The following is a 14003-nucleotide window of genomic DNA, read 5'->3' as shown; positions in this document are numbered from 1 at the left end:
GGACGCCGAGGAGTCACCACCAGCGGGCGATCGGCGTCATGCCGAGCAGCTCGCCGACCCCGCGCTCGAACGCGGGGTCGGCCCCGAAGACCTGCTCGTACCGCGCGATCACGAACCGATAGCCCATGGCGATGAGCAGACGGCGACGTTCCTCGTCGTGCACGTCGTCGGGGTCCGCGGTGTGGAACTCGCGCCCGTCGTACTCGACGGCGATGCGGCGACGGACATAGGCCAGGTCGAGGAAGCGCTGCAGCCCCGCTGCGTCCGCCACCTCGACCTGTGCCTGCGGCCGCGGGAAACCCGCATCGGTCAGCCGGAGCCGGGTCCAGGACTCCCCCGGACTGGCCGACTTGGGCTCGATCAGCTGAGCCAGCACACGTGCCTGGCGAATGCCGCGATATCCCTTGAGCCGCGCCACGTACGCCCGGACGTCCATCGGACGGACCAGTCCGGCGTGCGCCATGGCGTCGGCCGAGGCCATCGCGTACGGGCGCCACTGCTTGCGCAGGAGATCGGACGTCGTCCGCAGCGGGTGGGTCACCGCGAGGCCGCCGACCTCGAGCACGTCCTCGTCGTCGATCAGCGCTTGCCGGCAGGCGAGACCTTCGACGCGCGTGCGGCCTCGCCCGTGCGGGACGACCCACTGCGGCTCGAACCGGTGCCGGTCCGACGGTTTGTACGCGTCGACGCCCCAGATCCACGCCGCCGTCTCGTCGGACACGACTGCGTGTGCCGGGACGACCAGCCGGGCCGCCTCGACGCGTAGCTCGCGCGAGTCCTCGGCGCGCGCATCAACGTAGACCCGATCGATGAGCCGGACGATGTGGCCGTCGGCGAACGCTGCACGGAAGGCGGTGTCGGACAATCCAACCGCGCCGTGGTCGCGATAGAGGAAGGGCTGACCGGCGTTGATGAGGGTCGTGGTCTCCATGGGGTCATCGAACGCCTGTTGCGCCCGGTTGTCCCCCGGCTGTCCACAGGTCACCGCTACGTGACTCGCGGGCGCCCGTACGTGACTCGCCAGCGTCCGTACGTGACTCGTCGGCGTCCGTACGTGACTCGCCGGCGCCCGTACGCGACTCGTCGGCGTCCGTACGCGACTCGTGGGCGGGTCGGCGGGTGGGGACGGCAGAGGGCCCCGGTGCCGAAGCACCGGGGCCCTCTTGAAGTGGCTGAGGAGTCAGCGACCTCGGTCGATCAGATGTTGCCCGCGATGTACTTGATGGGCTCGATCTTGTTCTTGCCGTCGTACTCGTAGATGCCGATCGAGGCGGCCGTGGGGCTGCCCGTCTCGCCGAGCTCGATCGGACCGGAGACACCGTCGTAGTCGATGTCGGTCTTCGGGTCATCCTTCAGCAGCGCGGCGCACGACTCGAACGAGTCGCACTTCTCGCCGCCCTTGGTGACGTTCGGGATCTCCTTGGCGATCGCCTCGCCGGAGTCGTCGCCCGCGACGATGGCCGCGAGAGCCGACACGACGGTCGCGTCGTAGGACTCGGCCGAGTAGGCGTAATCCTTCAGCTTGGAGTTGACCGTGGCGAGACGGTCACGGAACTCCGTCTTGGCCTCGGCGCCCGGGATGGTGCCCTTGGTGCCCTTGAGCGTGCCGTCAGGCAGCGAAGCCGCGTCACCCTTGCCGTAGTTGGCCGTGTTGCCGTCGACGAAGTACGTCGAGACGTCCTGCGGGCCGGCGCCGGCCTGGATGAGCTTCGGGATGATCGTCGTGGTCTCCTCGAACGCGATGAGGAGCACGGCATCAGCCTTGGCGTTGGCGATCTCGGTGATCTGGCTGTCGCCGGGACCGGTCTTCTCGCTGTAGAGAACGCTGGCGGCGACGGTCGAACCGGCGTCCTTGAGGTTCTTGGTGACCTCCTTGGCGAGGGTCTCGCCGTACGCGTCCTGGCGGGCCAGGATCGCGACGTTCTGCTTTCCGTCCTCGATGAGGAGGTTGGCCAGAACCGCACCCTGCAGGATGTCGGACGGTGCGGTGCGGAAGTACAGGTCGGGCTTGGAGTAGTCACCCTCGTCGAAGTCGGTCGACGTGTTGGCGGGCGAGAACTGCACGACGCCGGCCGACATGATCTTGTCGATGACGGTCAGCGAGACACCCGAGGAGGCAGCACCGACGACGACGTCGGACTTGGCCTTGAGCAGCTTGTCGGTCTCGGCCGGGGCGATGCCCGAGTCGGTGTCACCGGAGTCGGCCTTGACGCCGACGACGTCCTTGCCGTTGACGCCACCGGCGGCGTTGATGTCCTTGATGGCCAGGTCGACACCCGCGAACTCCGGCGGGCCGAGGTACGCGAGGCTGCCGGTCTGCGGGAGCAGCTGACCGATGGTCAGTGTGCCGTCACCCTTGTTGGCAGGAGCGGACTCGGTCTTCTTGTCGCCGCCACCGTCGCTGTCGCTACCGCCACAGGCAGCGAGAACGAGAGCGCTCGTGACTGCAACTGCAGCCAGGCGAATCGTTGTGGTACTGCGTTTCATCAATCCTCCGGATGTGTAGAAAGCCCGTGGCCCGCGCCAGGGTGCGTACTCGTACGACAGAACCTAGTCTTGTTGACGCCTCTTTGGGTCAAGGTTCTGTAGCCGGTTGGTTAAGTCACCGTTTTGTAACCCACGCGGGCCAATCCGTCCGAGGACCGCTCAGTCGGCCGTCTTCCCGAGTGCCGGGCCGTGGTCGATGACACCCTGAGCGACCTGCATCATCGTCAGACGCAGGTCCATCGCGGTGCGCTGGATCCAGCGGAACGCCTCGGGCTCGCTGATGTCCAGGGCCTCCTGCAGCAGGCCCTTGGCCCGCTCGACCGCCTTGCGGGTGGCCAGCTGATCGGTCAGGTCGCCGACCTCGCTCTCGAGCTGGCGGATCTCGGCGAAACGGCTGCGGGCCATCTCGATCGCGGGGACCAGGTCGGACTTCGTGAAGGGCTTGACGAGGTACGCCATCGCGCCCGCCTCCCGCGCGCGCTCCACCAGCTCGCGCTGGCTGAACGCGGTCAGCATGACGACCGGCGCGATCCGCTCCTGGGCGATCTGCGCCGCCGCCGCGATCCCGTCGAGCTTGGGCATCTTGACGTCCATCACGACGAGATCGGGCCGGTGCCGCAGGACGAGCTCGACCGCGGCCTCACCGTCACCGGCCTGGCCGACGACCTCGTAGCCCTCCTCGGCGAGCATCTCGGCAAGATCGAGGCGGATCAGCGCCTCGTCCTCGGCGATCACGACACGGGGCTGCGGGGACGATCCCGATGGGGGTGGCATGACGGTCACATGAGAAGGTTATACGGCCTCGTCGGAGGCAAGCCGAGTTGGCGGAATGGTAGACGCGACGGTCTCAAAAACCGTTGTCCGCAAGGGCGTGCGGGTTCGAGTCCCGCACTCGGCACAGTTGTCCGGACCTACTGCGTCATGCGCTCGGAGTACGCAGGTGTGACCCCGTTGATCGCATCGCCCATGTTGTGGATGCGCAGCGCGTTGGTCGAGCCGGGGATTCCCGGAGGCGCACCGGCCACGATGACGACCTGCTGTCCCTCGGTGCAGCGCTGGATCGCCAGCAGCGCCTTGTCGACCTGCAGGACCATGTCATCGGTGTGCTTGACCTCGGGCACCGTGAACGTCTCGATGCCCCAGCTCATCGCGAGCTGGCGGCGCACGAGCGGATCGGGCGTGAACGCGATCACCGGCACCCGCGAGCGGTAGCGCGTCATGCGCCGGGCGGAGTCGCCCGTGGTCGTGAACGCGACCACGAACCGGGCGTCCACGGCCTCGGCGACGTCGGACGCGGCCCGGCAGATGATCCCGCTCTTGGTGCGGGGACGCCACGTGAACGCCGCCATGCGCGGCAGCCCGTGGTCCTCGGTCGACTCGATGATGCGGGCCATCGTGTGCACCGTGTGGATGGGGTACTCCCCCACGCTGGTCTCACCGGACAGCATCACCGCGTCGGCGCCGTCGAGCACCGCGTTGGCGACGTCGGACGCCTCGGCGCGGGTCGGGCGGGGCGCGGAGATCATCGACTCGAGCATCTGGGTCGCCACGATGACCGGCTTGGCGTTGCGGCGGGCCTTCTCCACGATGAGCTTCTGCACGATCGGGACGTCCTCGAGCGGCAGCTCGACGCCGAGGTCACCGCGCGCGACCATCACGCCGTCGAAGGCGTCCATGATGCCGTCGAGGTTGTCGACCGCCTGGGGCTTCTCGATCTTGGCGATGACGGGGCGGTGGATGCCCTCCTCGACCATGATCTTGCGGACGTCCTCGTAGTCGTCCGCCGAGCGCACGAACGACAGCGCGATGAAGTCGACACCGAGTCGCAGCGCGAACCGCAGGTCGTCGACGTCCTTCTCGCTCATCGCCGGGACGCTGACCATGACGCCGGGCAGGTTGATGCCCTTGTTGTTGCTGACCGGCCCGGCGGTCTCGACCTCGCAGGTCACGTCGGTCGCGGTGACCTCCGTGGCACGCAGGCGCATGCGCCCGTCGTCGATGAGGATCTCGTCGCCGGCCTTCACGTCGCCCGGCAGGCCCTTGTACGTCGTGGAGCACCGCGAGTGGTCGCCCAGGATGTCGTCGGTCGTGATCGTGAACGTCGAGCCGACCTCGAGGTGGACCGGACCGTCGGCGAACCGGCCCAGACGGATCTTGGGACCCTGCAGGTCCGCGAGGATCGCGATCGCCTTGCCCGTGGTCTCGGCGGCCTCACGGACCCAGCCGAAGTTCTGCTCGTGGTCGGACTGGTCGCCGTGGCTCATGTTGAGCCGTGCGACGTCCATCCCGGCCTCGGCCAGCTTGAGGATCTTGAAGGCGTTGCCGACAGCAGGACCAAGGGTGCAGACGATCTTTGCTCTTCTCACATCTCCACAGTAGACATGCCGAGCGGTTACCGGCGAGTCAATTTTGTCGTTTCACACAACAAAATCAGAAAAGCCGGCAACCGCTCGTCTCAGACCGCCAGGGGACGTGCGTTCGGCGGGATCGGCGCGGGCAGGTTGGTCGACCCCGACAGGTACGCATCGACGCCCGAGGCGGCCGAACGTCCCTCCGCGATGGCCCACACGATGAGCGACTGGCCGCGTCCCGCGTCTCCTGCGACGAACACGCCGTCCACGCTGGACATGTAGCGCTTGTCGCGCTTGACGTTGCCCCGCTCGTCGAGCTCGCAGCCGAGCTGGTCGACCAGACCCTCGGTCTGCGGGCCGGTGAAGCCCATCGCGAACAGCACGAGCTGCGCGGGCAGGTCACGCTCGGTGCCCTCGATCTCGGTGAGCTTGCCGTCGACGAACTCGACCTCGACCAGACGCAGGGCGCTCACGTGGCCGTTCTCGTCGCCGACGAACTCCTTGGTCGACACCGAGTAGACGCGGTCGCCCGCCTCCTCGTGCGCGGAGGACACCCGGTACGTCATCGGGTACGTCGGCCACGGCTGGTGGCCGGGACGCTCGGTGCCCGGGTTGGGCATGATCTCGAGCTGCGTGATCGACCGGGCGCCCTGGCGCACCGACGTGCCGAGGCAGTCGGCGCCGGTGTCGCCGCCACCGATGATGACGACGTCCTTGCCGGTCGCGACGATCTGGTCCTCGACCTCCTCGCCGAGCGCGACCCGGTTGGCCTGGGGCAGGAACTCCATGGCCTGGTGGATGCCGGCCAGCTCGCGGCCCGGGGCCGGGAGGTCGCGGCGCACGGTCGAGCCGATCGCCAGCACGACCGCGTCGTAGCGATCGCGCAGCTGCGAGCCGGTCAGCGTGTCGCCGACCTGCACGCCCGTGCGGAAGACCGTTCCCTCGCGCTCCATCTGGTTGATGCGACGGTCGACGTGGACCTTCTCCATCTTGAACTCGGGGATGCCGTAGCGCAGCAGCCCGCCGGGCTTGTCGTCACGCTCGTAGACCGCGACGGTGTGCCCGGCCCGGGTCAGCTGCTGGGCGGCCGCGAGACCCGCGGGGCCGGAGCCCACGACGGCCACGGTCTTGCCGGTCAGCCACTCAGGAGCCTCGGGGCGGACCCGACGGTCGTCCCAGGCCTTGTCGATGATCGAGACCTCGACGTTCTTGATCGTCACGGCGTCGCGGTTGATGCCCACGACGCACGCGGTCTCGCACGGTGCGGGGCACAGCCGTCCGGTGAACTCCGGGAAGTTGTTGGTCGCGTGCAGACGATCCAGCGCCTCGTCCCAGTCGTCGCGCCACACCAGGTCGTTCCACTCCGGGATCAGGTTGCCCAAGGGGCAGCCGGAGTGACAGAACGGGATGCCGCAGTCCATGCAGCGCCCGGCCTGCTCGGTGATGATCGGGAGCAGTGCCCGGCCCGGACCGCCCGGGTAGACCTCGTTCCAGTCCTTGACCCGCTCCTCGACGGGACGGCGCTGCGCGACCTGGCGCGGAGTCGTGATGAAACCTCTGGGATCAGCCACGTGCGGCCACCTCCATCATGCGTGCTGTGGTGTCTTCCTCGGACAGGCCCTCGGCCTCTGCGGCGGCGCGCGCCTCCAGGACCAGCCGGTAGTTGACCGGCATGATCTCGGTGAATCTCGTCAATGACTGCTCCCAGTGGGCGAGCAGCTGCTCGGCCACGACCGAGCCGGTCTCCTCCTGATGCTTGCGCACCAAGCGTTCGAGCTCGACAGCCGTGGCCTCGGGCACGGGCCGGGTCTCGACCATGTCGCGATTGACCAGGTCCTCGTCGAGATCGAGCACGTACGCCGATCCGCCGCTCATGCCGGCCGCGACGTTGCGTCCGGTCGGGCCGAGGATGACGACCCGGCCACCCGTCATGTACTCGAGCGCGTGGTCGCCCACGCCCTCCACGACCGCGCTGGCGCCGGAGTTGCGGACGCAGAAGCGCTCGCCGACCCGTCCGCGCAGGAAGATCTCGCCCGCCGTCGCGCCGAAGCCGATGACGTTGCCGGCCACGATCTGCGCCTCCGCGGTGAACTGGACGTCGCGCGGGGGCCGCACCACGATGCGTCCGCCCGACAGGCCCTTGCCGACGTAGTCGTTGCCGTCGCCCTCGAGGCGCAGCGTGATGCCCTTGGGCACGAACGCACCGAAGGACTGGCCCGCCGAGCCGAGGAACGTGAGGTCGATCGTGTTCTCGGGCAGGCCCTCGCCGCGGTAGCGCTTGGTCACCTCGTGGCCCAGCATCGTGCCGACCGTGCGGTTGACGTTGCGGATCTCGACCTGCGCGCGGACCGGCTCGCCCCGCTCGAGCGCATCGGCGCTGAGCGCGATGAGCTCGTTGTCGAGCGCACGGTCAAGGGCGTGGTCCTGGCTCGTCGTGCAGTGCCGCGACGCACCCTCGGGCAGCTCCGGCACGTGGAAGATCGGCGTCAGGTCCAGGCCCTCGGCCTTCCAGTGGTGCACCGCGCGGTTGGTGTCGATGACCTCGGCGTGACCGACGGCCTCCTCGATCGAGCGGAAGCCCAGTGCGGCGAGGTGCTCGCGCACCTCCTGCGCGATGTACGTGAAGAAGTTGACGAGGTACTCGGCCTTGCCGGAGTACTTCTCGCGCAGCGCCTTGTTCTGCGTCGCGACGCCCACGGGGCAGGTGTCGAGGTGGCAGACCCGCATCATGATGCAGCCGCTGACGACCAGCGGGGCGGTCGCGAAGCCGAACTCCTCGGCACCGAGCAGCGCCGCGATGACGACGTCCCGACCGGTCTTGAGCTGGCCGTCGGCCTGCACGACGATACGGTCACGCAGTCCGTTGAGCAGCAGCGTCTGCTGCGTCTCGGCGAGGCCGAGCTCCCACGGTCCGCCCGCGTGCTTGAGCGACGTCAGCGGGGACGCGCCCGTGCCGCCGTCGTGTCCCGAGACCAGCACGACGTCCGCCTTGGCCTTCGAGACGCCGGCCGCGACCGTGCCGACGCCGACCTCGGACACGAGCTTGACGTGCACGCGTGCCGACGGGTTGGCGTTCTTGAGGTCGTGGATGAGCTGCTTGAGGTCCTCGATCGAGTAGATGTCGTGGTGCGGCGGCGGCGAGATGAGGCCGACGCCGGGCGTCGAGTGACGGGTCCGGGCGACCCACGGGTAGACCTTGGGTCCGGGCAGCTGGCCGCCCTCGCCGGGCTTGGCACCCTGCGCCATCTTGATCTGGATGTCGTCGGCGTTCGTCAGGTACTCCGACGTCACGCCGAACCGTCCCGACGCGACCTGCTTGATCGCCGAGCGACGCTCGGGGTCGTACAGGCGCTCGGGGTCCTCGCCGCCCTCGCCCGTGTTGGACTTGGCGCCGAGGCGGTTCATCGCGATCGCGAGGGTCTCGTGCGCCTCCTGGCTGATCGACCCGTAGGACATCGCACCGGTGGAGAAGCGCTTGACGATCTCCGAGACCGGCTCGACCTCGTCGATCGGGATCGGCGGACGCAGCCCCGCCCGGCCCTGCTCGTGCGGCAGGGCGAACAGACCGCGCAGCGTCATGAGCCGCTCGGACTGGTCGTCGACGCGCGAGGTGTACTGCTTGAAGATCTCGTACGAGCCCGTGCGTGTCGAGTGCTGCAGGCGGAAGACCGTCTCGGGGTCGAACAGGTGCTCAGGACCCTGCCGGCGCCACTGGTACTCGCCGCCCACCTCGAGGTGGCGACGCGTGCCGGAGATGCCGCTGACCGGGTACGCCGTGAGGTGGCGTGCACGGACCTCCTGCGCGAGGACGTCCAGGCCGACACCGCCGAGCTTGGAGGACGTGCCGGTGAAGTACGCCTCGATGACGTCGTGCGACAGGCCGACGGCCTCGAAGATCTGCGCGCCGGTGTAGGACGCGACCGTCGAGACGCCGATCTTGCTCATGACCTTCAGGACGCCCTTGCCCAGGCCGTAGACGACGTTGCGCAGGGCCTGGCCCGGGGCGACGCCCTCGACGAAGACCTTTTCGCGGGCGAGGTCCTCGGCGGTCTCGAGCACGAGGTACGGGTTCACCGCGGTCGCGCCGTAGCCGATGAGCAGCGCGACGTGGTGCACCTCGCGGACGTCACCGGCCTCGATGATCAGGCCGGCCTGGGTGCGGAGCTTCTCGCGCACCATGTGGTGGTGCACCGCGCCGGTCAGCAGCAGCGACGGGATCGGGGCGAGATCGGCGTTGGAGTGCCGGTCGGACAGCACGATGATGCGGGCACCGTCGGCGATCGCGCGGGAGACCTCGTCGCAGATCTCGGCGAGCTTGGCGCGCAGCGCCTCTCCCCCACCGTGCACGTCGTACAGGCCGCGGACGACGTGGACCGAGAAGCCCGGCATGTCGCCGTCCTTGTTCATGTGCCGGATCTTGGCCAGCTCGTCGTTGTCGAGCACCGGGAACGGCAGCTGCAGCATGCGGCACGACGCGGGGCTCGGCGCGAGCAGGTTGCGCTCGGGGCCGATCGTGCCGGCGAGCGACGTCACGACCTCCTCGCGGATCGCGTCCAGCGGCGGGTTCGTCACCTGCGCGAAGAGCTGCGAGAAGTAGTCGAACAGCTGGCGGGGGCGGTCCGAGATCGCCGCGATGGGCGTGTCGGTGCCCATCGAGCCGATCGCCTCGGCGCCGGTGCGGGCCATCGGCGCGATGAGGATGCGCAGCTCCTCCTCGGTGTAGCCGAAGACCTGCTGACGGCGGGTGACCGAGGCGTGCGTGTGGACGATGTGCTCGAGATCGGGCAGGTCCTCGAAGCGGACCAGTCCGGAGTAGAGCCACTCGTCGTACGGGTGCTCGGACGCGAGCGCGCCCTTGATCTCCTCGTCCTCGATGATGCGGTGCTCGTCGAGGTCGAGCAGGAACATCTTGCCCGGCTCGAGGCGACCCTTGCGGACGATCGTCTTCTGGTCGATGTCGAGGACGCCAGCCTCGGACGCGAGCACGACCAGCCCGTCGTCGGTGACCCAGTAGCGGCCCGGGCGCAGGCCGTTGCGGTCGAGGACCGCACCGATCTGGGTGCCGTCCGTGAAGCACACCGCGGCGGGGCCGTCCCAGGCCTCCATGACCGAGGAGTGGAACTCGTAGAACGCCCGGCGGGCCGGGTCCATGTCGGTGTCGTTCTCCCACGCCTCGGGGATCATCATCATGACCGCGTGCGGGAGGGACCGCCCGCCCAGGTGCAGCAGCTCGAGCACCTCGTCGAGCGAGGCGGTGTCGCTGCCGTGGGGATCGCAGATCGGGAACAACCGCTGCATGTCGCCGGGGATCAGGTCGCTCTCCAGCAGCGCCTCACGGGCGCGCATCCAGTTGCGGTTGCCGCGCGCGGTGTTGATCTCACCGTTGTGGGCCACGAAGCGGAACGGGTGCGCGAGCGGCCAGCTGGGGAAGGTGTTGGTCGAGAACCGGCTGTGCACGATCGCGAGCGCGGACTCCATGCGCTCGTCGAGCAGGTCGGGGAAGAAGCCCTCGAGCTGATCGGTCGTGAGCATGCCCTTGTAGACCAGGGTGCGGCTCGACAGCGACGGGAAGTAGACGCCCAGCTCGTGCTCGACGCGCTTGCGCAGCCCGTACGCCGCGCGGTCGAGGGCGATGCCGCTGAGCGGCTCGCCTGCGGACTCCAGGAACAGCAGGGCGAACGAGGGCATCGCGCCACGCGACATCGAGCCGAGGATCTCGGGGTTGACCGGGACGTCGCGCCAGCCGAGCACCGTGAGGTTCTCCTCCACGGCGATCGCCTCGACCGCGGAGCGCGCCTCGGCGGCGGTGTCGGGGTCGACGGGCAGGAACGCCATGCCGCACGCGTACGAACCGAGCTCGGGCAGCTCGACGCCGCCGACTGCGCGAAGGAACCGGTCCGGCACCTGGATCAGGATGCCCGCGCCGTCACCGGTGTCGGGCTCACCGCCGACCGCACCTCGGTGGTCGAGGTTGCGCAGGGCGGTCAGTCCCTTGGCGACGATGTCGTTGCTCGGGACGCCGGTCAGCGTCGCGACGAAGGCGACTCCGCAGGCGTCGTGCTCGTTGGCGGGGTCGTACAGACCCTGCGCGGCGGGGAGCGTCGACAGCGGCGCGAACGGCAGCTTCTGCACGGACTGGGGCTGGGCACGCATGCTGGGGCCCTTTCTCACGTCATCAATGGTCACGAAAAGTTCGTACCGGGGACGACGTTGGCCTCGGACAGCATCACAAGATTACACACCCGCCCGGGTGCGCGCGAAGCGGCTGCCCCCGGCGGGGGCAGCCGCCGGCTCAGACGGTCTTGACGATGTAGACGTCGCAGGGCGCGTGGTGGGCCACGTCGGTGGCGACGCTTCCCAGGATGCGACCGATCCCCTGCACGCGCCGGTTGCCGACCACGATGAGATCGGCGCCGATGTCCTTGGCGACCTGCACCAGGGCGTCGCCGGGCTTGCCGTGCGCGAGTCCCACGTGGACCTCGGCGGTGATGCCCGACAACGAGCTCGCGACCTCGGCCGCGATGGCCTCCGCACGCTCGCCCGGCGTCAGCAGACGGACGTCGCCCATGACGACCTCGTCCTCCGTCCGCGTCCTCTCGTCGACTGCGGTCACGACGTGGAGACGGGCGCCGGTGGCGGCAGCGAGCTCGGCGGCGGTCTGTGCGGCCTGACGTGCGCTGTCGCTTCCGTCGACTCCGACCAGAATGGTCTTCGGCATGGGTCCTCCTCAGGGTGGGACCCCACCCTATCGAGACAATCGGTCAGCCGAGCGACGCACCGACCCCCTGGCCGATGAGGTACGTCAGTCCGGCAGCAGCGCCGCCGAGCACGAGCTGTCGGAGCCCGCCGTACCACCACGTCCGCGAGGTCACCCGGGTCACGAGGGCGCCGCACCCGAACAGGCCGAGCAGCGACAGCACGATCGCGGGCCAGGCGCTCTCGATACCGACGAGATAGGACAGCAGCGGGATGAGCGCGCCCACCGCGAAGGCGAAGAAGGACGAGACGGCTGCGAGCCTCGGCGAGGCCAGCTCGTCGGTGTCGACCCCGAGCTCCTCCCGTGCGTGGACCTTGAGGGCCCGTTCGGGATCGTCGTGGATCTCCTTGGCGATCGCGCGGGCGAGCTCCTCGTCGACCCCGTTGTCGACGAACACCGCCGCGAGCTCGGCCTCCTCCGCCGCTCGGTTGAGCCGGATCTCGTCGCGCTCGATCTCGACCTGGGCGAGGGCGAGCTCACGCTGGCTCGCGACCGAGGTGTACTCCCCCGCCGCCATCGAGAACGCTCCGGCGGCCAGTCCCGCGAGCCCGGCCAGGACCACGGGCTGGGTGCCGGACTCGGCGGTGCCGCCCACCACGCCCATCATCAGGGCGAAGTTGGAGACCAGCCCGTCCATCGCACCGAACACCGCCGGTCGCAGCCATCCGCCGTTGACGTCGGGGTGCTCGTGCCCGACCTGCCCGGGATCCGGCAGCGGTGCTGGGTCATCGGTCATGGTCCGACGCTACTCGCCTCAGGTGCGGAGCAGGAGCGCCACGACGTCCACGAGCGCGATGCCGATGGCCGCCCGGAAGGGGCCGCGGCCGGACGACGTCCGCCCCGCCAGCGCCAGGGCACCGGCCGCGACGAGCGCGACGACCGCCACAGGATCGAGCCCGCGGACCGGCACCACGACCGTCACGACCGTGCCGATCAGGAGCAGGGCGGTCGCGACATCGATCGAGCGACGGGCTCCGAGCCGGTGGGGCAGCCCCCGGACGCCGGTGAGCCGGTCGTCCTCGAGGTCCGGCACCGCGTTGACGAGGTGCGCCCCGGTGCCCAGCAGCGCGCCGGCGGCGACCGTCCACCACGGGCCGGGCTCGTCCCGCGATGCGAGCGACACCACGACGGGCAGGCCCCCGAAGCACGCCGCGTACGGCAGCCACGACAGCACCGTGCGTTTGAGCCCGAGGTTGTACGCCCAGCCCCCCGCCACCAGAGCGAGGTGCAGCGTGCCGGGGAGGACGCCGAGGGCCAGCGAGGCCACGACCGTGGCGACCACCGCGACCGTCACGGCGGCGCGCACGACCCCGGGTCGCAGCTCGCCGGTCGCGATCGGCTTGTCCTGTCGGCCCGCTCGTCGGTCGCGGTCCAGGTCCACCAGGTCGTTGGTCCAGCCCACGGTCAGCTGGCCCGTGAGCGCTGCGACGCCGATCAGCAGCGCCGTGCCCGACGAGGCGTCCCACGTCGTCGCGAGCAGCATCGCCACGAGGGTCACGGCGAACGCGGGCTCGGGGTGGCTGGAGCGGACCAGCGCCCCCGGGACGGACATCAGTCCCGGTCGGAACGCACGTCCTGCACGGCTCCCTCGTCCGCGGGCGCGGCGGGCCGCTTGCGCGCCACGACGAACCACGTGAGGGCGAGGAGGAACACGACCACCGACGTGAGGACGTTGAACCGCACGTCCGCACCGAACAGTGCGACGTGGTTGGCCTCGTCGATGCGCAGCTGCTCGATCCAGAACCGACCTGCGGTGTAGAGCATCGCGTAGAGCGCGAACGCGCGACCGTTGGTCAGCCTGAACTTGCGGTCGATCGCGATGATCAGCGCCGCCGCGGCAAGGTTCCACAACAGCTCGTAAAGGAACGTGGGGTGGAACGTCGCCTGGTCGAGGTAGCCCGACGGGCGGTGCTCCGGGGAGATCTCCAGCGCCCACGGCAGGTCCGTCGGCTTGCCGAACAGCTCCTGGTTGAAGTAGTTGCCGATCCGGCCGATCGCCTGGGCGACGAGCAGCGCAGGCGCGAGCGCGTCGGCCACGGCCGAGAACGAGACGCCGTACCTGCGGCACGCGATGTACGCCCCGAGCGCGCCTCCCGCGACCGCGCCCCAGATGCCCAGGCCACCCTTCCAGATGAGGAAGACGTCGAGGGCGTTGCGGCCCTCGCCGAAGTAGAGCTCGGGATCGGTCGCGACGTGATAGATCCGCGCTCCGACGATGCCGAACGGGATCGCCCAGATCGCGACGTCGCCGATGATGCCCGCACGTCCCCCGCGCGCCTGGTACCGGCGCTCGCCGATCCAGATCGCCACGAGGGCGCCGATGATGATGCCCAGCGCGTACGCCCGGAGCGGCAGCGGTCCGAGGTGCCACACGCCCTCGGAGGGGCTCGGGATGTACGCGAGCATCG

General features: G+C 69.5%; 10 protein-coding genes and 1 tRNA gene. 1 reads left to right on the top strand and 10 read right to left on the bottom strand.

What is annotated here, in order from left to right; genetic code table 11:
• Positions 1–13: 13 nt before the first annotated feature.
• The 3 genes from GEV26_RS07145 to GEV26_RS07135 form a co-directional block, all read right to left on the bottom strand.
• Positions 14–931 carry a hypothetical protein gene (locus tag GEV26_RS07145; RefSeq protein WP_153652425.1) on the bottom strand — a complete coding sequence of 306 codons (918 nt, stop codon included), beginning with the start codon at positions 929–931 and terminating at the stop codon, positions 14–16.
• A gap of 266 nt (positions 932–1197) precedes the next feature.
• Positions 1198–2487 (bottom strand): ABC transporter substrate-binding protein, encoded by a 1290-nt coding sequence (locus GEV26_RS07140; RefSeq protein WP_153652424.1) that lies wholly within the window; start codon positions 2485–2487, stop codon positions 1198–1200.
• A gap of 159 nt (positions 2488–2646) precedes the next feature.
• On the bottom strand, positions 2647–3261 hold the full coding sequence (locus GEV26_RS07135) for an ANTAR domain-containing response regulator (protein ID WP_153655001.1): 615 nt from the start codon (positions 3259–3261) through the stop codon (positions 2647–2649).
• A 41-nt stretch (positions 3262–3302) separates the two neighbouring features.
• Here GEV26_RS07135 and GEV26_RS07130 point away from each other — a divergent pair.
• Positions 3303–3385 (top strand) — tRNA-Leu (locus GEV26_RS07130).
• A 13-nt stretch (positions 3386–3398) separates the two neighbouring features.
• On the opposite strand, the gene pyk is transcribed toward GEV26_RS07130, so the two are convergent.
• From pyk to lgt, 7 genes are all read right to left on the bottom strand, one after another.
• Positions 3399–4853, bottom strand: a complete 1455-nt coding sequence (pyk, locus tag GEV26_RS07125) for a pyruvate kinase (protein ID WP_153652423.1) — start codon at positions 4851–4853, stop codon at positions 3399–3401.
• 89 nt (positions 4854–4942) lie between these two features.
• Positions 4943–6409 (bottom strand): glutamate synthase subunit beta, encoded by a 1467-nt coding sequence (locus GEV26_RS07120; protein WP_153652422.1) that lies wholly within the window; start codon positions 6407–6409, stop codon positions 4943–4945.
• Positions 6402–10991, bottom strand: coding sequence for a glutamate synthase large subunit (gltB, locus tag GEV26_RS07115; RefSeq protein WP_194839990.1), 4590 nt, complete (start codon positions 10989–10991; stop codon positions 6402–6404). Before gltB ends, GEV26_RS07120 begins: the two co-directional genes overlap by 8 nt.
• Before the next feature lie 139 nt (positions 10992–11130).
• A complete protein-coding gene (locus GEV26_RS07110; protein WP_153652421.1) occupies positions 11131–11556 on the bottom strand; it encodes a universal stress protein in 426 nt (141 codons plus the stop codon).
• Between the two features lie 43 nt (positions 11557–11599).
• Entirely contained in the window at positions 11600–12331 is a 732-nt protein-coding gene (locus GEV26_RS07105; protein ID WP_153652420.1) for a VIT1/CCC1 transporter family protein, read from the bottom strand.
• Positions 12332–12349: 18 nt separating this feature from the next.
• The gene (locus GEV26_RS07100) at positions 12350–13147 is read right to left on the bottom strand and encodes a UbiA family prenyltransferase (protein ID WP_153652419.1); all 798 of its coding nucleotides are present in this window, start codon (positions 13145–13147) and stop codon (positions 12350–12352) included.
• A complete protein-coding gene (gene lgt / locus GEV26_RS07095; RefSeq protein ID WP_194839989.1) occupies positions 13147–14001 on the bottom strand; it encodes a prolipoprotein diacylglyceryl transferase in 855 nt (284 codons plus the stop codon). The genes GEV26_RS07100 and lgt overlap by 1 nt, the downstream gene beginning before the upstream one ends.
• Positions 14002–14003: the final 2 nt, after the last annotated feature.

It is taken from the genome of Aeromicrobium yanjiei, assembly GCF_009649075.1.
GTDB lineage: Bacteria > Actinomycetota > Actinomycetes > Propionibacteriales > Nocardioidaceae > Aeromicrobium > Aeromicrobium yanjiei.
This window is presented reverse-complemented; position numbering and strand designations above follow the sequence as displayed.